Genomic DNA, 18651 nt, shown 5'->3' with positions numbered 1-18651 from the left:
GCGGTCGCCTGCTGCTCGCGCGACGTCGCCGCGATTTCGGCGACCGACGTCGTCACCTGCAGCGACGACTGCTGCGCCTGCGACACGAGGCTCGCGAGCTGTTCGGCCATCCGGTTGAAGCCGTCCTGCAGCGTGCCGAATTCGTCGCTGCGGCGCAGGTCGAGCCGCTGCGCGAGGTTGCCGGTGCGCATTGCGTCGTGCACCTCGACGAGCCGCGCCATCGGCCCCGTGATCGCGCGGAACAGCGCATAGCCGGTCGCCAGCGCGACCAGCAGCACGACGCTCAGCGCGGTCGCGAGCGTCGCTTCCGCCGTATTGACCGACGTGCGGATCTGCCGTGCCGAATCGTCGGCCTGGCCGCGGTTTTCGTCGACCAGCGCGTCCGCGACACGGACTACGTTCTCCCACGCCGTCGTCACGTGCGCGAAGTTGGCCCGCGCAGCCGCGCGGTCGCTCGCCGCCGCATGCGCTGCGTCGTTCAACAGCGGCAGGTACTGGTCGTATGCGGCACGGAGCGCGGCGAAGCGCGCCTTGTCGTCGTCGCGGAACAGCGTCGCCTCGTATTGCGTCGACGCCTGATCGAAACGCCGCAGCGCTTCCGGAATCCGATCGAGATCGCGCTTCGTGCCGTCCGAATCGCCGTCGCTGAAGATCGCGCGTTCGACCATCGTATAGCTTTGATTGGTCGCGGCGCGCAGCGACGTCGACAGGTACAGGCCCGGTACCGAATCCCGCTGGAGGCTGTCGGCAGCGGCGTCGATTGCCGTCAATCGGGTGTATGAAATCGCGGCCATGACCAGCATCAGCACGAAGATCGCGCCGAAGCTGAGCACGATGCGCTTGCCGAGCGTGAAGCGTCCGCCGCGCAGCAGGGCGGGCAAAGGGGGCGTGCCGGCGCGGGGCGTCGTCGCAGTGGCCATGTCTATCTCCCGTAGGGCTTGGGTCGTCTGGATCCGGCGGCGCGACGTGCGGAGAAAACGATTCGGTCGCGGGTCGGCGCGATCGATCGAATCGTTCCGGATGGGTGCCCGATTGCCGACGCCCCGCATGCTGTCATGCGGCGCGTCTGATCGCAATCGAATTTTTTACGCATTGAGCCATGCTTTTTTCATCCCATTAAAGATAGGTCAATACGCAGACGTTTGCGGAAATTTGAAAGGGAGCAGGGGTAGGTTGCTGCCGGTATTTCGGCTGGCCGGCCGACGATGGGGCATCGGCGGCCTGAAATGCGGAACAATGACGCATGATCGAATCGTCTGAAATCTAATTGAAATGTTTCCGATATGGGGATGTGAGCACGACTATCGATTTTCGTGTCGCACAACTCGTGAAAGCCACGCAAAGACTCTGTAAGTTGGTGAAGAGGCGGCGGGAGAATGAAGCGATGAAGAAGACGAAATAGTTATATCAAGTTGATAAGTGCATGCCACGTGTCTTCCTCAAGAGTCGTTATCCTTATCAGATAACTTCGTTGGCTGCGGGAGAGTCAGTCCAACCATGCCATGTCGCGAGGCGTTCTTTGAGTATGGCGCGACGACATACCGCGTTCATTTGATGTCTCGGCAGGGAATTTCAGCCTTCACCGCCGGATAACTGCGCAGTTGATCGGTCACAATCTTACTCGGCACCAGGTTTGAGCGCAGCATCTGCCGGAAGAAGCGCTTGCGTGCTGGCAACGCAAACCGCCACCGGGATTGCTACTGCACTCCGATTGCGGCGCCCAATACGTCAGTCGCGCGTACCGGAAATTGACCGCCGCGTTCAAGATGAACGTTTCAATGAGCCGCCGTGCCAACGCCTGGGATAACGCCCCCCGATGGAGAGCTTCCTCAAGACGTTGCAGGTCGAAAGAATCTACCAGACTCACTACGATACGCGTGCCCACGCCCGAGGCAGCGCTTGACCAAGCGCAGCACCGATTGATCGATATAGGTTTGCCCGACATCCCGCTGCTCTGCCGCTTAAGCCCGACTCACCATAGCGACGACTGAAAGCTGTAGCTTGTGTCGGCACTTTGATTTGGCATTGCGGATGATTTGCGATGAGAGTGCAAAGTTTAACGACAAATCGTGCGATCGCCTTTTAATCAGTGGTTCCCTAATTCAGTCGAATATCCAACGACAACATATTGAGAATCCGGACTTCTTTTCAGAGAGACAACTGTGGACGCTCAGAAAAGATGTCTTTGGCGCCCTATAAAAATCAACGGCTTGGACATCTTTTTGAGACGACTGCATGCGGCCCATCTCAAAGAAGATGTCCTTGGTCACTGAAATTCTCAGAAAAGTTGTCTTTGGGGCGCGCTCTCCCGCGTCCGAGTGCCCCTGTAGTACCGAGCGACAAATAATCTCGACGATTCCTGTTTTTTTAGTGTCAACCGCCCCTCCTGGCCAACTCGATCAACGGCTTTCAAAACAACGTCGAGCCGGGGGCTCGTTGCCTACTCTCAGCATCATCTGTTCGATAGCTTCGAGCCGATCCTGATTCCCAAGCACGAGCGCCGCTTCACCGGCTTCGACGAACGCATCATTGCGATGTACGCGCGTGGCATGAGCGTGCGCGAGATTCAAGGGTTTCTGGCCGAGCAATACGGCACCGAAGTGTCGCCCGACTTCATCAGTTCGGTCACCGACGAGGTGATGGCCGAAGCGCTGAGCTGGCAGAGCCGCCCGCTCGAGGCGATGTATCCGGTCGTGTTCTGCGACGCGCTGCGGGTCAAGATCGGCGACGACGGCGTGGTCAGCAACAAGGCCGTCTATCTGGCCTTGGGCATCCAGGCCGATGGCCAGCGCGACGTGCTGGGCCTCTGGATCGAGCAGACCGAGGGCGCCAAGTTCTGGCTCAAGGTGTTCAACGAACTCAAGACGCGCGGCTGCCAGGACATCCTGATCGCCGTGGTCGATGGCCTGAAAGGACTGACCGAGGCGATCAGCGCAGCCTATCCGCGGACCACCGTTCAGACCTGCATCGTGCATCTGATCCGCAACAGCCTCGAATACGCCAGCTACAAGGACCGTAAGGTACTCGCCACTGCGCTGCGCCCGATCTACGCGGCTGCCAGCGAAGAGGCGGCAAGGCAAGCGCTGCAAGACTTCGCCGACGGACCTTGGGGGGCGAAGTACCCGACGATCGTGCAGTCGTGGCAACGCGCGTGGGAGCACGTCGTGCCGTTCTACGTGTTCCCGCCGGAGATTCGACGGGTCGTGTACACCACGGATGAAATACACAAGCCCCCACGCCGTACTTCGCTCGTTCGCTATGTCCGCGTTTCCGGCCACCGTATCGGCGCGCTGTCTGATTTGGGGCGCGACTGCTTCCACCGGTTAAACAGTCTTTGATAGGTTCGCTCAGACTGCTCAGCCACGGCTCGTTCCTGCTGACGGACACTCTTCAGACTGTAGGCGGCAGCCGGACCTTTGCGCGAGCCATGCTGCGCCGGCATTCCAGCCTGCAGTTCCAGCGCACGTAACTTGTGTGCGGTCAACGCGGGACGGTCCCACGCGAACGGCTCGTCGCGTGTCAGCACATACCATACGATCACTGCGAGTTTGCGAGCGGTCGCGACGACAGCAATTTGCTGGCCGCGGCGATCGCGCACGCGTAGGAAGAAGGCGCGCAGCGGCCCAGGCGCCTGCGTGGCGCCCCAGGCAGCCTCGACCAGCATCGCCCGTGCGTAAGAGCGCCCGCGCTTGGTGATGTGGCCGTGCCTGGCCGGTGTCGGGCCGGACTGATAGACCGACGGATTGAGCCCGAAGTAGCTCACCAGCTTCTCCGGATTCGGAAACCGCTCGATGTCGCCAATGGCAGATAGCAGCCCGATCGCCACCGTGGTGTTGACGCCGGTGATCGTCAGCATCACGCGCAATCGCGCGTCGTCGATGGTCGCTTGCGCGAGTGCTTGCTCCACCTCGCGCAGATCCTCACCGAGGCGGTCCAGTTCGCGCAGCCGCTGCTCAACACCGAGTCGCTCGTCCAACGGAAGCGGTTGAACGCCGAGCCAGGCACGCCCCTTCTTGCCAAACAGATCGGTGGCGGGGCATCGCTCGATCAGATGCGCGGCCAGAACCGCATGAATCTCGTTCTTCAGCCGCGTGCGCTGCCCCACCAGCTGTGAACGACGCGAGATCTGTCGGCGCAACGCCAGCGTGTGCTCGTCCGGCATCCATACTTCCGGCAGAAAGCCGCTTGCATACAGCTGTGCCAGTACGGCTGTCTCGATCTTGTCCGTCTTGACGCGAGCCTCCGCGATCAGCCGAACTTGCAGCGGATTGGCAATCGCCACGCGCGCGACGTGCCGACGAAGCACGTTGACGATGGCGGCAGTGTTGCCGGTTGCTTCGAGCACCACATGATCGGTGGCGCGCAGCTTCTCGGCAAAACGCTCCAGTTCGTCGCGTCGCAACCCGGTGCGGCCGCCTGCATGCAGCGTGCCATCCTCCAGGTACGCGATCTCGGCCACTGAGCGCGAGACGTCAAACCCCACGATTCGCATAACCGTCTCCCGCATCAGATCACTGTTGGGAGCCGGTGGGACAGCACGACAACTACGGATTCGCGCTCACAGCGCAACCGGGCGGGTCGCAGGGGCGGCCAACTACTAACACGAGCTCGCGGCTCATCGTGTAACAACGGCCTGCCCACCCGAAGTGCTCCCCAGTGCCCCTGTCCCGGATGGTCACACCATACGCTCAAACCACTCGGCGCGGAAACGCGAGGCACCGGCTATATCATGCCGGTTACGAACGCCATAGAAAGTTTGAACATGCAGTTGCGCAAGATCATCAAGACCCGTGGTCACTTCCCGAATGATGAGGCCGCGATCAAACTGCTCTGGCTGGCGTTGCGCAACGTGCTGGCCAAGACCGTACGCGCTGCGTTCGACTGGAAATCAGCGATGAATCAGTTTGCTATCCTGTTCGGAGAGCGATTTATGCAGGCGCGTGGATAACGCGCTGTTCAACCGCCTCGCCCACAAAAATGCAGACAGGTTCCGCTGACGCGTATCACCGCTATGCGCGGGCATCTCCGCATACGGACGCCCGGCATCATCAATATCATTCCGGAGCTCCACGAATCTCAATATAGCCAGGCTGGCTGAACCTCGTCCTCACACGTTCACGAGCATCGACCTGGCATTTCATCCGGCCGCGTTGATGACCTTCGTTTCCAGGTAATCCTCGAAACCGAACGCCCCCCACTCGCGCCCGTTCCCCGACTGCTTATAGCCGCCAAACGGCGCATCGAAAGACTGATCGGCGCCGTTGAGACTCACCATACCGGCACGCAGTTCGCTTGCTACGGATCGTGCCAATTCCGCATTGCCCTGCAGATATGCCGCAAGTCCGTACGGCGTGTCATTCGCAATGGAGATGGCTTCGTCGAGACTCCGATACGGGATCATCGTCAAAACGGGGCCGAAGATTTCCTCGCGCGCGATACGCATATCGTTATGCACATCAGCGAACAGTGTCGGTTTGACATAGTAGCCGAGCTCGAGACCAGCCGGCGCATCCGGCCCGCCGGCGACGAGCGTAGCGCCTTCATCGATCCCCGCCCGGATGAGAGCACGGACCTTTTCGAACTGAGCGTGCGACGCAACAGGGCCGATATGGCCGCCGTGCTGCTCAGGACGACCGACCTGAATGCTGTTGGTCACCTCACGAGCGATTTCGACAGCCGCCGCGTATTCGCTCTCGGGCACGAGCATACGTGTGGGTGCGTTGCAAGACTGTCCGCTATTAGCCATGCAATGACGCACGCCTCTCTCCACGGCCGGACGCAAATCCGCGCCTTCGAGAATGATGTTCGGCGATTTGCCGCCCAGCTCTTGGGCTACCCGTTTGATCATTTGCGCACCCACCGCGCCGATCGTGCTGCCTGCGCGGGTCGAACCCGTAAACGAAATCATGTCGATGTCAGGATGCGCCACAAGCGCCGCGCCCGCAGTCGCACCGTCGCCGTTGATCATGTTGAACACGCCGGGCGGCAAATCGAGTTCATCGATCATTTCGGCCCACAACAGCGCGCTCAGCGGCGTGACCTCGCTCGGCTTGAGCACCATCGTGCACCCGGTTGCGATGGCGGGCACCACCTTGCACGCGATCTGGTTGATGGGCCAGTTCCACGGTGTAATCAATGCGCACACGCCAATGGGTTCGCGAACCACAGTCCCGCCGGAGACTGCGTGCTGGAAGCGAAACGTCCGAAGGGCATGGATCCCGGCCTCAATGTGCCCTTGCCCCGTGCGGGCCTGTGCCGCTACAGCGAAATCGATGGGCGCGCCCATCTCTAGCGAGATGACGCGCGCCATCTCGTCGTAGCGCCGGTTGTAGATCGACAGCAGTTTGACGAGCCATTGCTCCCGCTGCTCGACGGTAGTCCGCGAAAATTCGCCGAACGCAGCTTTTGCGGCCGCTACCGCGCGACCGACGTCCGACGCGGAAGCAGCGGCAATCGTCTCGATAATCGACTCGTCCGCCGGGTTTTCCACTTCGATCTGCGCGCTCGACTCAGGCGCTTGCCATTTGCCCGCAATGTAAAACCGCTTCGCATTGGTCATTCGAGTCTCCAGTTGTTGAATTTAAAAAGGGGATTCAGCCTTGCCGTCATCGTCACCGCGTCTGCTGCATCTGCTGCATCTGCTGCATCGCATCGAGAAATGCCCGTGGCTTTCCTCCTCCACTGCCACGATTTACCCGGGCGCTTGTGCCTGCCCGCATACCGGAATATGATGCATCATATATTTTATTTTCACAGGAGGAAAGTCCATGACGAAAGTTGCTGTAGTAACGGGGGGCGGCACCGGAATCGGTCGCGCGATCGCCGAAGAATTCTTGCGCGCGGGTCTGCGCCCCGTGTCCGTCGGAAAGGACGCGGACGAGGATCTCGATCCGGCGATCGCGTTCAAACGAGTCGACGTGACGTCAGCCGCTGAAGTTCGCGACGCATTCGGCGATCTTGCGCAGATTCACGTGCTCGTCAACGCCGCCGGAATCATCCTCCACGACCGCGCGGAATTCGATTCAGCGGGCTTTCGAAAAGTGGTCGACGTCAATCTGAACGCCTGCCAGCTCACGACCGAAGTCGCGCTCGACAAGCTGTCCGCGGTGCGCGGCTGCGTCGTCAATATCGCATCGATGTGGAGCTTTTTCGGCTCGGCCCGTAATCCTGCCTATACGGCAAGCAAGGCCGGCCTCGTTGGCTTGACGCGCGCGCATGCCGCCGCGTTCGCGGATCGCGGAGTGCGCGTCAATGCAGTGGCGCCTGGCTGGATCGAAACGCGACTATCTGCGGGAGCGCTGAACAACCCCGAGCGCAGCGGTTCAATTCGCGCACGGCTGCCGCTCGGGCGCTGGGGGCAGCCTTCGGATGTCGCCAGGGGCGTGAAATTCCTTTGCTCGGCCGACGCGGACTACATCACGGGAGTCGTCCTTCCGATCGACGGCGGATTCAGCATCGCATGATGAAGCAGTGAGGATAGGCGGCGGCGATGCGCCGCCGCACGCATGTGCTACCCGCGTGGGGGTAGCATCGCAATCGGATCGGGTAATCGGCTACTTACGTAGCGGCGACTTCGCCATGCTCCCGCTCGGCCATCCATTCGAGCAGCACGCGCTGGCCCCATTCGATATCTTCCTGGATCGCTCGCGATGCCCCCTCGGGATCACCCTTGCGCAGCGCGGCCAGCACGCGATAGTGGGGGTGCGAACGATTCGATATCTCGCGCCGCGGCAGATGCGAATGAAACGTGTGCAGCAGCGGCCCCATCCGGACCCACATGGTTTCCACGGTTGCGCTGAGCGTGGGCATCCTGGCTGCCGCCATCAATTCGAAATGGAAGTCGCGATTGCGCTCCGCGGCCTCTGAAGGGCTCGCGGCAACTGCCTCGATGAACTCGTCGTGCGTCAGGCTCAGATGGCGGATTTCCTTTGGGGTAATGCGCTGCGCCGCCTGTTCGGCCGCCGCACCCTCGAGAAGCCGCCGCATGAGCTGAATCTCCGCAACGGTATCGGCGTCGAGCACCGGCACCACGATCGAGGTTGCCGCAGTCATTTCCAGGGCCTGTTCACTGACCAGGCGGAAAATCGCTTCGCGCACCGGCGTGATGCTCGTGCCGAGCTTTTCGGCAAGGTCGTTGATACGCAGTCGGTCGCCAGGCGCGTACTGACCGTTCATTAATCGGGAGCGGATCTCTTCGTAGATGCGTGACGAGAGATTGCTCTTTTCGACACGGGCGAGTGGCTTCATTCTGATAACGGGACGAAAAATGTTTTCATGCATGATACATCACGCTCCATCGCCGCAACAGGCGGTGCCGATGCCGATAACCCGGCTGCGGGCTCAGTCGACTACGGCGACGGGCCGGCCGTGCCCGGTATGGGCTTTCAACGATTCCAGTGCTTCGGGCAAGCGCGACAGCGGCATCGGCTCGATAGGCAGCGGCGCCAGTGCGCGATGCAGCACGTCAGTGAGCAGACGCTCTCCCGCATCGACCAGCGTGCGCCAATGCGCGGCCGAGCCGTGGGTGTGCAGTGCATTCAGGGCCACTTCATGCAACGAGATGGCCGTCGTAAACGGTGCGACCGGGGATGTCTCCAGACGGTCCTGGATGCAGACGAGATGGCCGTTCACGGCGACGAAGCGCGCAAGTCGGGCGGCATGCTGGCCGCTCACCGTGTCAAACACGACGTCGAACGGCCGATGCGATGAAAAGGCGCTGCTTCCGATGTCCGGCAACAGACTCGTCGAAGCGCCAAGACGCGCCATGCGCTCGAAATGACGTGAGTTGCACATCACCGACACTCGCCAGCGAGCCCGCACTGCGAGCTGGACCAACAGCGTGCCGACCGCTCCACCGGCACCCGTTACCAGTGCTTCGAGGCCGGTCCGGTGCGGCACTTTCTGCGTGGCTTGCCACGCCGTCAGCATGGGGCACGGCAACGCCGCCGCCTCGGCAAAACTCAGGCCCGGCGGCAAGCGCAACAGTGCGCGGACCGGCACTGCGGTGTACTCCGCGAAACTGCCGTCGCGCGTGAGCGACTGGTGGTAGGCCACACGCACGCCGAGCCATTCCTGTTGGATGCCCGCGCCTACCGAAACCACCTCTCCCGCCCCGTCAACCCCTGGTATGTGGTCCGGCCGCCATGCCGGCGACCCCCATTCGATGAATTTCCAGTCAACGGGATTCAGACCCGCGGCGCGGTTGCGCACGAGCACTTCTCCGGGCCCCGGCACCGGCCTCGCCGCACGCCGCCATGCGAGCGCGGAAGGCGCGCCGGCGATCTGCCAGGTCCAGGCGCCCATCGTATCCGTCGTGTTGTTCGTGCCGATCGTCACGCTATCTTCCAGCATCGCTACACCACCGCGTCAAGTGCTGCGCCGCTCAGGGTCGTCTTGCCGAGCACGTAGTCCGCGCCCTTCTCGCCGATCATGATAGAAGCGGCGTTCGTATTGCCCGACACGAGATTCGGCATGATCGATGCATCAATCACGCGCAATCCATCGATGCCGCGCACGCGCAATTCGGGATCCACCACCGCGTGCTCGTCCACGCCCATCCTGCACGTGCCGACCGGGTGATAGACGGTTTTCGCGCGCTTGCGAATGTAGTCCATCAGCGCGGCGTCGGTCGCGACGCCCGCGCCCGGCAGCGCCTCCTCGCTCGTATAGCTGCGCAGAGCCGGTTGCGCGAGAATCTCGCGCGCCTTTTTCAGGCCGGCTACAGCGAGGCGTCGATCCTCGGCATGCTGGAAGTACTTCGGATCGATCCACAGCGCGGCGCCCGGATCCGCGCTGCGCAGACGAATCTCGCCACGGCTTTGCGGACGAAGCACGCAAGGATTGATTGTCGCGCCTGCCGACTTCACGTGGTCCTGATCCAGGTCCAGAAACACGATCGGCACGAAGTGCATCTGGATATTGGGACGCTCTTGCGGCGCGTCGACGTTGACGAACGCGCAGGCTTCGGTCACGTTCGATGTGACGGGCCCGCTCTTGAAAAGCAAATATTGCAGCCCGTTCTTCAGCGTGTTGGTGAAGCTGTCCTGGCCGTAGTAACCGTAGTTTCCCGTGCAGTAGGACACCGCCGGAAATTCGATATGGTCTTGCAGGTTCGCACCGACACCCGGCAGATCCTGCACGGCCTCGATGCCGTGCCGAGCGAGTTCCTCCGTCGCGCCGATTCCGGAAAGCAACAGCAGACGCGGCGACTGCACGGCTCCTGCCGACAGGATCACCTCCTTGCAGCCCTTCTCGCGTACGAGCTGGCCGTTGCTGACGTATTCCACACCGATCGCGCGACCCGCCTCGATCAAAATGCGGTCCACGCGCACACCGGTACGGATCGTCAAACGCCCGCTCGCCTCGGCGTTGCGCAGATAAGCTACGGCTGCGCTGCAACGCTTCTTGTCGCGTGTCGTGATTTGATTGAAGCCGACGCCATTCTGCCGCGCGCCGTTGAAATCGTGCGTGAAAGGAATGCCGGCTTGCTGCGCGGCGCGCACGAACGCCGTCGACAATTCGCAGCGTTGCGAAAGATCCGACACGCCAAGCGGCCCGCCGACGCCGTGATACCGATCGTCGAGCCGCTCGTTGTCCTCCGCGCGCCTGAAGTACGGCAACACCTCGTCGTAAGACCATCCCGAGTTGCCCAGGCGAGCCCATTCGTCGTAGTCCTCTTGTTGCCCCCGGATATAGATGAGCGCGTTCACGGAACTGCCACCGCCCAGCACCCGGCCTTGCGGCACGATGCGCGGCCGGGAGTCGAGCCCTGTCTGCGGCTCGGTTTCGTAGTGATACAGCAGATCCGTCGAGAGCAGTCTCGTGAAACCGGCGGGGATATGCACGAGCGGATTCCTGTCGCGCGGCCCCGCCTCCAGCAACAGGACGCTTGCGCCAGCTTCGATCAGTCGGCCGGTGACGGCGCTGCCCGCCGAACCGCCTCCGATCACGATGTAGTCGTATGTCAAGGGTGTCTCCAGTGTCTGCTTCTGGTCGATTGAACGGGCGCGACTTCTTTTGCACTACACATCGCTGCACTGCACATCGCTACAGCCCGCCAACCAATGATATATGATGCATCTCTATTGAACAACAACGACCGTGGTCGTATGGCTTCGCAGCGCCTAGGGGAAATACCCATCTAAGTCAGGCCATCTTGAATATATGATGCATCATCCATTCTCAATCGCCGCAAGATGACACGCTTTCACTTACGGGCAGCAATGAACACCGCCCATGGCAAACAGGATTACAGAGGAGACGATGAGCAACCACTTGATCATGCGCAACATCAGCAAGCACTTCGGTGGCGTACAGGCGCTGCGCAACGTCAGCCTGGAAGCGCACGGCGGTCAGGTACACGCGCTGATGGGCGAAAACGGTGCGGGCAAATCGACGCTCATGAAAATACTGGCGGGTGCGCACACGCCTGACGAAGGCGAGATCCTGCTGGACGGTCGCCACCTTCCAATCGACAGCCCGCACGCCGCGCAGGCGCACGGAATCTCCGTCATTCATCAGGAGTTCTCGCTCGCAAAGCATTTGTCCGTCGCGGAGAACATTTTTCTGCACGACCTCGGCGCGGGAACGTCGATCATCCGCTGGTCGAAACTGAAGGCGCGCGCCCGCGAACAACTGGATGCGCTCGGCTTCGGTGAGTTGGACGTGTCGCGTCCCGTCTCAACGCTGTCGGTCGCCGAGCAGCAGATCGTCGAGATCTGCAAGGCGCTCTCGCGCACGTCGCGTGTTCTCGTATTCGACGAACCGACGGCCGTGCTCACCGCGCGCGAAACGACGCGTCTGTTCGCCCTGCTCGAGCGACTCAAGCGTGATGGCGTATGCGTCATTTACATCTCGCACCGGCTGGAAGAAATCTTCCGGCTGTGCGACAGCGCCACCGTGCTCAAGGACGGCACCTTCGTCAGCACGGTGCGCATTGCCGACATCGACGAAAATCGCCTCGTTCAGCTGATGGTCGGCCGAGAGCTGCAGGATCTCTTTCCGAAGCGCGACGCGTGCATCGGCGACACACGGCTGGAAATACGCGGCCTTTGCGCAGGCGAACGCGTGCGCGACGTCTCTTTTCACGTGCGCGCGGGCGAGGTGCTGGGCTTCAGCGGCCTCGTCGGCGCAGGCCGAACGGAGACGATGCGCGCGATCTTCGGTGCGGACCGCAGGAGCAGCGGCGAAATTCGGGTCGACGGCCGTCCGGTCGCAAAGCTGAAGCGTCCCCGCCACGGCATCGAGAGCGGTATCGGGATGCTGCCCGAGGACCGCAAACAGCAAGGCGTGCTCCTGAACATGCCGATCCGCGCAAACGCGATGATGACGCCGCGCAACACGCTCGCGCACCTGCGCTGCATTCTCGATCATCGTGCCGAGCGCGTGCGCACGCGCGAACTGATCAAACAGCTGCGGGTGAAGGCGCGCGATACCGACGTCGACGTATCGACGCTCTCGGGTGGCAATCAGCAGAAAGTCGCGCTGATGAAGTGGCTCTCGAACGGCTGCCGGGTACTGATCCTTGACGAGCCGACGCGGGGCGTCGATATCGGCGCCAAGATCGAGATCTATCACGTCATCAACGATCTCGCACGCGCCGGCGTCGCCGTCATCGTGGTCTCCTCCGACATGCCGGAGATCATCGGCCTGTGCGACCGCGTGCTCGTCATGCGTGCGGGCCGTATTGCGGGCGAACTCAGCGGCCCCGCCATCAACGAAAAGTCGCTGATATCGCTGGCCATGGGAGTCAAGTAATGGAAGGAATCATGCAAACACAGCGCACCGATGTTCCGCTGCTCCGCGGTCTGTTGCGCCATAACGCGTTGATCATGCTGATCGTGCTGTTCGTCGTATCGAGCGTCATGTCGCCCGCGTTTCTGAGCCAGGAAAACCTCTATAACCTGCTACGGCAATTGACACCCCTGCTGTTCGTCAGCCTCGGCATGTTACTCGTGATCAATACGGGCGGCATCGACCTGTCGGTGGGGTCGATCGCAGCGGCGGGCGGCCTGCTGGTAGCCATGCTGGTCCCGGCGATGCCGTTCGGCGGCATGACCGGGCTCCTCCTCTCGGTCGTGCTGGCCGTGATGCTCGGTGCGCTTTTCGGGGCGTTCAATGGTGTACTCGTGACCGCCCTCGGTCTCGCGCCATTCATCGTCACGCTTGCCATGATGACCATCGCACGCGGAATCACATACATGATGTCGAATGGCCAGCCGACGATGCTGCCGCTCGATCTGCCGGCGGCGGAATTGCTCAATGAATTCGGCAGCGGCAGCGCTCCTTGGATCAACGTGCCATGGCCCGTCGTGCTCGGCGTGGTCATCGCGCTGCTGTTCTACTTCCTGATGACCTACACCACGTTTGGACGCATGGTCGTCGCCACGGGCAGCAATGAGACGGCCGTGCGGCTGGCAGGTATTTCCGAGCGCGGTTACAAGTTCTGCGTCTACGTGATTTCCGGTGCGCTGAGCGCCGTCGCCGGCATCGTTTTCACGGCACGCACGGGTGTTGGCACGCCGATCACCGGCGTCGGCCTGGAACTCGACGGCATCGCGACGTGCGTGATCGGTGGCGCGTTGCTCTCGGGCGGGAAGGGATCGGTTCTCAACACGGTGATCGGCGTGCTCGTGCTGGGCCTGATCGGCAATGTGATGAATCTCCTGAGCGTGCCTGTTTATCCGCAACAGATCATCAAAGGCGCCATCATCGTTCTTGCCGTGCTGGTCCAACGTATCGGCCAACGCTAAACCACTTCCCCATCCGCCCGGGCCGCCACGCGGCCCCTCCGCTTCAGCTTTTCTTTCATCCAACAATATTATTCAGGAGACTGAAATGAATGTTGCTCGCAGAGCACTCGCCGTCGCCACCGTGCTGGCGTTCGGCATCACCGCCCCTGTCCACAGCCAGGCCAAGGCAAAGATCTACACGCTTCTGCCGAATACGGCACTGTCCGGTGTGGTGGATCCGGCCCTGCCCGATCGAACGGCGGTCCGCAAGGCATGGCCGAAGCAGCCGGCCAATCCGAACCAGCTAAAAATAGGCTGGACCGACATCACGCTGGGCAATCCGTGGTTCGTTGAGCTCATCAAGGGGGCACGGCAGAGTGCGGCGAAATACGGTTACTCGATCGACGTGCAAGTGGCCGACGGCGATCTGCAGCGCCAATGCGCGCAGATCGACAACTTCGTCACGCGCAAAATGGACGTCATTGTGGTCGATCCGACCGATACGCTAGGTGTGTCCGCATGCATCAATCGCGCCGTCGATGCCGGCATTCCGGTCGTCACCGTCGGCACCACGCCGGACGCGAGCGCCCGAGTGCTCACCACACTGCTTGGCAACCCCTATGCAAGCGGTTTCGAGGTAGGCCGGTACGTGGCGAAGGAGGCAGGCAAAGACACGCCGATCGACGCAGCCGTCGTCATCGGCGTGCTCGGAAACTCGACGTCGGAAAGCCGCATCAACGGACTGATCGCGGGCATCGTCGATCAGCGCATGCGCGAGCGCACCACAAGCGCGAGCCGAGAGGACGCCATGTTGCGCGGCTTCGAACTGTTCCAGACCTTGAAGAAAACCGGCAAGCTGAGCGCCCCGGACATCAGATTCAACGTACTCGCGCTGGGCGTAGGCAAGTGGACCGAGGAAGGCAGCCTCGCAGCAACTGAAGATATTCTCTCCGCGCACGGCAACAAGCTGAATTTCATCCTCTCCGAGAACGACTTCATGGGGCTCGGCGCATTGCGCGCCGTACGAAACATGGGCAAGCAGGGGAAGATACGCATCGCCGATGCAGCCGGCGGTTACCGTGGAGAGCTTGACCAGATCAAGAAGGGCAACATCCTCGTGTCCGGCGAAAACTCCGGCGAGCAGACCGGTGTGGCTGCCATCGAATTCATCCACAACGCGTTCACGCGGCGCGTCGATGCGAACAATCTGCCCATGGGCTCCGGTTTCCCGCCGGCAATCATCACGCAAGGCAACGTCGACCAGAAGATCGATCCGAATCCGGCGAACCTCTTCTACAAGTACACGATTCCGCCCGTCCGGTCGATTTCGGAGATTCGGGCGCAAGGCACAAGCAACTAATTCGTTTCGCTTTGTTCCGCATGTAATGCAAGGGCGTGCACTGCCTTGGTCCGCACGCCGCGTGCTTTCACTGGAGATTCACTTCATGAGCTTTGACACCGACAGTTTTCGCGACAATCTTTTTACAGGACGGCACGTGCTCGTTTCCGGCGCGACGAGCGGCATCGGGCTTGCCATCGCGCGTGCGTTCCACCGACTCGGCGCGCATACCATCGCCACGGGCTCATCCGCAACGAAGCTCGACGCGCTACGCAACGAGGCGTCGCTGACCGGCCTGCGTTTTGCCGCGCTGGACGTGCGCAGCCACGGCGAAATCGACGCATTCTTCGGCAGCCTCGGCCGCCTTGACGTGCTCGTCAACGCGGCCGGCGTCGCTCGCCCGCGCGACGAATACGCGGATGATGTGTTTAGCGATGTACTCGACGTCAACCTGCGTAGCGTAATGCGCGTGTCGCAGGCCGCACGCCCGCTCCTCGAACAGTCGCGCGGCTCGATTGTCAATATCGCGTCCATGCTCAGCTACCTCGCCGACGCCGACGTACCGGCCTACTGCGCCAGCAAGACCGGCGTGGTCGGTCTGACTCGCTCGCTGGCCCATGAATACGGGCCGCGCGGCGTGCGCGTGAATGCGATCGCTCCCGGTTACCATCGAACCGACATGACGCGGATATTCTGGGAATCGGAAGAGTTGTCGCGCAAGATCGTGTCGCGTTCCGCTCTCGGTCGCTGGGGCGAAGCAGGGGATCTCGCGGGCGCGGCGGTGTTTCTCGCGTCACCCGCCGCGGCTTTCGTGACCGGGGTGACGCTGCCCGTCGACGGAGGATATGTGTCCGGCTTCTAGGCCGATTCGATACGGCGTTCGAAGCCGATCAGCCAAAAACGGCCGCCCGTGGCGGCCATTTCCTTTTCCGCACGTTCGGCGATCAGGCGATGCCGCCGAAGCACAGATACTTGATCTCGAGATAGTCGTCGAGGCCATAACGCGATCCTTCCCTGCCAAGGCCGCTTTCCTTGACGCCGCCGAACGGCGCGACTTCGGTCGACACGATTCCGTCGTTGATGCCGACCATTCCGTACTCGAGCGCCTCCGCGACACGCCACACCCGCGCGATATCACACCCGTAGAAATACGAAGCAAGCCCGAACGGCGTATCGTTTGCGAGCGCGATGGCTTCCGATTCCGTCTTGAACCGGAAGATCGGCGCAATCGGGCCGAACGTCTCTTCGTCAAAGATGCGCATGTCGCGTGTGGCGTCGGCCAGGATAGTCGGCTCGAAGAAATTCGCCCCCTGCGCAGCGCGCTTGCCGCCGGCCACGACACGTGCGCCCTTCGCGAGCGCATCCTGCACATGCTCTTCGACCTTCGAAACGGCAGCGGCATCGATCAGCGGCCCGATCGTGACGCGTTCGTCCAGGCCGTTGCCGACCACCAGCTTGCCGACGGCCTCCGCGAGTCGCGCGACGAAGCGGTCGTAAATGCCATCCTGCACGAGCAGGCGGTTGGCGCACACGCAGGTTTGACCGGCATTGCGATATTTCGACGCGATCGCACCGCGCACTGCCGCATCGAGGTCGGCATCGTCGAACACGATGAACGGTGCGTTACCGCCTAGTTCCATCGATGTTTTCTTGACCGTTGCGGCACACTGGGCCAGCAGTTGTTTGCCGATTTCCGTCGAGCCGGTAAACGACAATTTGCGCACGAGTGGATTCGACGTGAGTTCCGCACCGATCTGATTCGCTTTGCCCGTCACGCACGAAATTACTCCGTACGGAATACCGGCGCGTGCGGCGAGCACGCACAGCGCCAACGCACTGAACGGGGTTTGACTCGCAGGCTTGAGTACCATCGTACAGCCGGCGGCCAGCGCCGGCGCGAGTTTTCGCGTGAGCATCGCGGCCGGGAAGTTCCATGGCGTGATGGCCGCACAGACACCGATGGGTTGCTTCAGTACGACGATTCGCTTGTCGCCGGCCGGCGACGGAATCGTGTCGCCATAAACCCGTTTGCCCTCTTCGGCGAACCACTCGACAAACGACGCCGCGTAGTCGATTTCACCGCGGCTCTCGTTCAGCGGCTTGCCCTGTTCGAGCGTCATGATTTTCGCCAGATCGTCGCGATGTTCGCGCATCAGCTCGTACCAACGGCGCAGCAACGCGGCGCGCTCCTTTGCCGTTTTCGCACGCCAATGCGGCAGCGCCTGCGCAGCCGCATCGATCGCGCGGCGTGTCTCGACCGTTCCCATCCGAGGGACCGTGCCAAGCAACGCGCCGGTTGCCGGATTGAACACGTCAATGGTCGTGCCGTCATCGGCCGCGCCCCACTCACTGCCGATCAGGCACGCGTCTCTCAACAGATCCATATCGCGCAGCTCCGCGCCGCGCCAGCCATCGTCATTCAACATCGCTACTCCCGTTTATCAGAACCGGCGCGAAGTGGTGGCGCCCGAGTTCCGATGTCGGGAGATGGCTTCGCGAGCCAGCGCGTCGCTGCCACCCTTCGCGTACCGTAAACACCTCGATTACCGCGTGCCGCCCGCGATACGGTGAGCTGTTTTGCGGGCGGCTGGCACGTCAGGTCGCCTTCGCGAGCGCGGCTCGCGCAACGCGGGTGATCCCGGGACCGTCGAGTTCGTAGTGCGCATACAGATGCGTCGGCGGTGCGATCAGGCTGTACTCGTCGTAGATTCCGTGCCGCACGAGCCGCACGCCGAGCCCCTCGTCGGCCAGGACCTCGGCCACCGCCGCACCCAGCCCGCCGATCACGTTGTGCTCTTCGACCGTGACGAGCACCTTCGACTGTCGCGCCGCCGCGATAATGGCGTCACGGTCGAGCGGCTTGATGGTCGGCATGTCGATCACGCCCGCCGAAATGCCTTCCGCCCTCAGATTGTCAGCCGCTTCGAGTGCACCGGCGACCGGCAATCCGCAGCCGATAATGATGACGTCGCGTCCCACCGAATGAACGATGGCTTTGCCGATCGTGAACTCGACACCATCCTCATAGACTTTCGGATCCCGCCCGCGTCCGATGCGGAAGTAGATCGGGTCGGGCCACGTGGCCGACGCGCGGATCGCGGCGGCGAGCTGCGCGCCGTCGGCGGGCGAAATGACGGTCAGATTCGCAATCGCGCGCATCGTCGAGATGTCTTCCGTTGCATGGTGCGAGGTACCGTAGAAGCCGAGCGAGACGCCGGTATGGTGACCCACGAGCCGCACCGGCAGCTTGCAGTACGCGACATCCATGCGAATCTGCTCGCAGCACAGCAGGCCGAGAAACGATGCGAAGGTCGCGACGAACGGCATGAGGCCCGTGGTCGCCATGCCGGCGGCGGCGGAAACCATGTTCTGCTCCGAGATGCCGAATTGCACGTAGCGCTCCGGGAATTCGCCGGCGAACTTGTTCAAGCCGTTCGAATACTGGAGATCGGCGGAGCCGGCGACGACGGGATGACCTTCGCGCGCGAGATCGATGAGCGCATCGGACAGATAGTCGAGGCCAGGATTGCGCGCGTTGAGCGCGCGGTACTGCCACGAATCGGGATTTTGCGGAGTAGACAT

General features: G+C 62.0%; 13 protein-coding genes and 4 pseudogenes. 8 read left to right on the top strand and 9 right to left on the bottom strand.

Going from position 1 to position 18651, the window contains the following annotated elements:
- Window positions 1-920 (bottom strand): methyl-accepting chemotaxis protein (locus tag DIE02_RS33785; RefSeq protein WP_148092732.1); only part of this gene is annotated, 920 nt, incomplete at its 3' end.
- A 538-nt stretch (window positions 921-1458) separates the two neighbouring features.
- A pseudogene (locus tag DIE02_RS36525) lies at window positions 1459-1670 on the bottom strand (hypothetical protein); the annotation flags it as partial.
- On the opposite strand from DIE02_RS36525, the pseudogene DIE02_RS33775 reads away from it, so the two are divergent.
- Both DIE02_RS33775 and DIE02_RS33770 read left to right on the top strand, forming a co-directional pair.
- Window positions 1665-1891, top strand: a pseudogene (locus DIE02_RS33775) (IS3 family transposase); the annotation flags it as partial. The pseudogenes DIE02_RS36525 and DIE02_RS33775 overlap by 6 nt on opposite strands.
- 574 nt (window positions 1892-2465) lie before the next feature.
- A pseudogene (locus tag DIE02_RS33770) lies at window positions 2466-3278 on the top strand (IS256 family transposase); the annotation flags it as partial.
- Here DIE02_RS33770 and DIE02_RS33765 read toward each other — a convergent pair.
- Complete coding sequence (locus DIE02_RS33765) at window positions 3257-4492, bottom strand: IS110 family transposase (protein ID WP_124530262.1); 1236 nt, start codon at window positions 4490-4492, stop codon at window positions 3257-3259. The pseudogene DIE02_RS33770 and the gene DIE02_RS33765 sit on opposite strands and share 22 nt — an antisense overlap.
- A gap of 234 nt (window positions 4493-4726) precedes the next feature.
- On the opposite strand from DIE02_RS33765, the pseudogene DIE02_RS33760 reads away from it, so the two are divergent.
- Window positions 4727-4948, top strand: a pseudogene (locus tag DIE02_RS33760) (transposase); the annotation flags it as partial.
- Between the two features lie 189 nt (window positions 4949-5137).
- Here the strand turns inward: DIE02_RS33760 and DIE02_RS33755 are convergent.
- Window positions 5138-6559, bottom strand: a complete 1422-nt coding sequence (locus DIE02_RS33755) for an aldehyde dehydrogenase family protein (RefSeq protein ID WP_124530261.1) — start codon at window positions 6557-6559, stop codon at window positions 5138-5140.
- Between the two features lie 208 nt (window positions 6560-6767).
- Between DIE02_RS33755 and DIE02_RS33750 the strand changes: the two genes are divergently transcribed.
- A complete protein-coding gene (locus DIE02_RS33750; RefSeq protein ID WP_124489528.1) occupies window positions 6768-7463 on the top strand; it encodes an SDR family NAD(P)-dependent oxidoreductase in 696 nt (231 codons plus the stop codon).
- 94 nt (window positions 7464-7557) lie between these two features.
- Here DIE02_RS33750 and DIE02_RS33745 read toward each other — a convergent pair whose 3' ends face one another.
- Genes DIE02_RS33745 through DIE02_RS33735 form a run of 3 tightly spaced genes read right to left on the bottom strand, consistent with a single transcriptional unit; the run spans window position 7558 to window position 10967 of the window.
- Entirely contained in the window at window positions 7558-8280 is a 723-nt protein-coding gene (locus tag DIE02_RS33745) for a GntR family transcriptional regulator (RefSeq protein ID WP_012366404.1), read from the bottom strand.
- Between the two features lie 60 nt (window positions 8281-8340).
- Complete coding sequence (locus DIE02_RS33740; RefSeq protein ID WP_124489527.1) at window positions 8341-9351, bottom strand: zinc-binding dehydrogenase; 1011 nt, start codon at window positions 9349-9351, stop codon at window positions 8341-8343.
- A gap of 2 nt (window positions 9352-9353) precedes the next feature.
- Window positions 9354-10967 (bottom strand): GMC family oxidoreductase, encoded by a 1614-nt coding sequence (locus DIE02_RS33735; RefSeq protein ID WP_124489526.1) that lies wholly within the window; start codon window positions 10965-10967, stop codon window positions 9354-9356.
- A 295-nt stretch (window positions 10968-11262) separates the two neighbouring features.
- Between DIE02_RS33735 and DIE02_RS33730 the strand changes: the two genes are divergently transcribed.
- The 4 genes from DIE02_RS33730 (at window position 11263) to DIE02_RS33715 (ending at window position 15931) form a co-directional block, all read left to right on the top strand.
- The gene (locus DIE02_RS33730; protein ID WP_124489525.1) at window positions 11263-12756 is read left to right on the top strand and encodes a sugar ABC transporter ATP-binding protein; all 1494 of its coding nucleotides are present in this window, start codon (window positions 11263-11265) and stop codon (window positions 12754-12756) included.
- Window positions 12756-13751 carry an ABC transporter permease gene (locus tag DIE02_RS33725; protein ID WP_124489524.1) on the top strand — a complete coding sequence of 332 codons (996 nt, stop codon included), beginning with the start codon at window positions 12756-12758 and terminating at the stop codon, window positions 13749-13751. The genes DIE02_RS33730 and DIE02_RS33725 overlap by 1 nt, the downstream gene beginning before the upstream one ends.
- Window positions 13752-13836: 85 nt before the next feature.
- Window positions 13837-15090, top strand: coding sequence for a sugar ABC transporter substrate-binding protein (locus DIE02_RS33720; protein WP_124489523.1), 1254 nt, complete (start codon window positions 13837-13839; stop codon window positions 15088-15090).
- A gap of 85 nt (window positions 15091-15175) precedes the next feature.
- Window positions 15176-15931: an SDR family NAD(P)-dependent oxidoreductase gene (locus DIE02_RS33715; protein WP_124489522.1), complete on the top strand. Its 756-nt coding sequence runs from the start codon at window positions 15176-15178 to the stop codon at window positions 15929-15931.
- Window positions 15932-16013: 82 nt separating this feature from the next.
- Here DIE02_RS33715 and gabD read toward each other — a convergent pair whose 3' ends face one another.
- Both gabD and DIE02_RS33705 read right to left on the bottom strand, forming a co-directional pair.
- The gene (gabD, locus tag DIE02_RS33710) at window positions 16014-17495 is read right to left on the bottom strand and encodes an NADP-dependent succinate-semialdehyde dehydrogenase (protein WP_124489521.1); all 1482 of its coding nucleotides are present in this window, start codon (window positions 17493-17495) and stop codon (window positions 16014-16016) included.
- A 169-nt stretch (window positions 17496-17664) separates the two neighbouring features.
- The gene (locus DIE02_RS33705; RefSeq protein ID WP_124530260.1) at window positions 17665-18651 is read right to left on the bottom strand and encodes a transketolase family protein; all 987 of its coding nucleotides are present in this window, start codon (window positions 18649-18651) and stop codon (window positions 17665-17667) included.

It is taken from the genome of Burkholderia sp. Bp8991, assembly GCF_003853795.1.
Classification (GTDB): Bacteria; Pseudomonadota; Gammaproteobacteria; order Burkholderiales; family Burkholderiaceae; genus Burkholderia.
This window is presented reverse-complemented; position numbering and strand designations above follow the sequence as displayed.

What these genes read in the sequence shown, in the direction of transcription:
- gabD (WP_124489521.1), bottom strand. Translation starts at nt 17,495, where the DNA reads ATGTTGAATGACGATGGCTGGCGCGGCGCGGAGCTGCGCGATATGGAT.
- DIE02_RS33725 (WP_124489524.1), top strand. Translation starts at nt 12,756, where the DNA reads ATGGAAGGAATCATGCAAACACAGCGCACCGATGTTCCGCTGCTCCGC.
- DIE02_RS33705 (WP_124530260.1), bottom strand. Translation starts at nt 18,651, where the DNA reads ATGTCTACTCCGCAAAATCCCGATTCGTGGCAGTACCGCGCGCTCAAC.
- DIE02_RS33755 (WP_124530261.1), bottom strand. Translation starts at nt 6,559, where the DNA reads ATGACCAATGCGAAGCGGTTTTACATTGCGGGCAAATGGCAAGCGCCT.
- DIE02_RS33745 (WP_012366404.1), bottom strand. Translation starts at nt 8,280, where the DNA reads ATGCATGAAAACATTTTTCGTCCCGTTATCAGAATGAAGCCACTCGCC.
- DIE02_RS33715 (WP_124489522.1), top strand. Translation starts at nt 15,176, where the DNA reads ATGAGCTTTGACACCGACAGTTTTCGCGACAATCTTTTTACAGGACGG.
- DIE02_RS33740 (WP_124489527.1), bottom strand. Translation starts at nt 9,351, where the DNA reads ATGCTGGAAGATAGCGTGACGATCGGCACGAACAACACGACGGATACG.
- DIE02_RS33730 (WP_124489525.1), top strand. Translation starts at nt 11,263, where the DNA reads ATGAGCAACCACTTGATCATGCGCAACATCAGCAAGCACTTCGGTGGC.
- DIE02_RS33765 (WP_124530262.1), bottom strand. Translation starts at nt 4,492, where the DNA reads ATGCGAATCGTGGGGTTTGACGTCTCGCGCTCAGTGGCCGAGATCGCG.
- DIE02_RS33720 (WP_124489523.1), top strand. Translation starts at nt 13,837, where the DNA reads ATGAATGTTGCTCGCAGAGCACTCGCCGTCGCCACCGTGCTGGCGTTC.
- DIE02_RS33750 (WP_124489528.1), top strand. Translation starts at nt 6,768, where the DNA reads ATGACGAAAGTTGCTGTAGTAACGGGGGGCGGCACCGGAATCGGTCGC.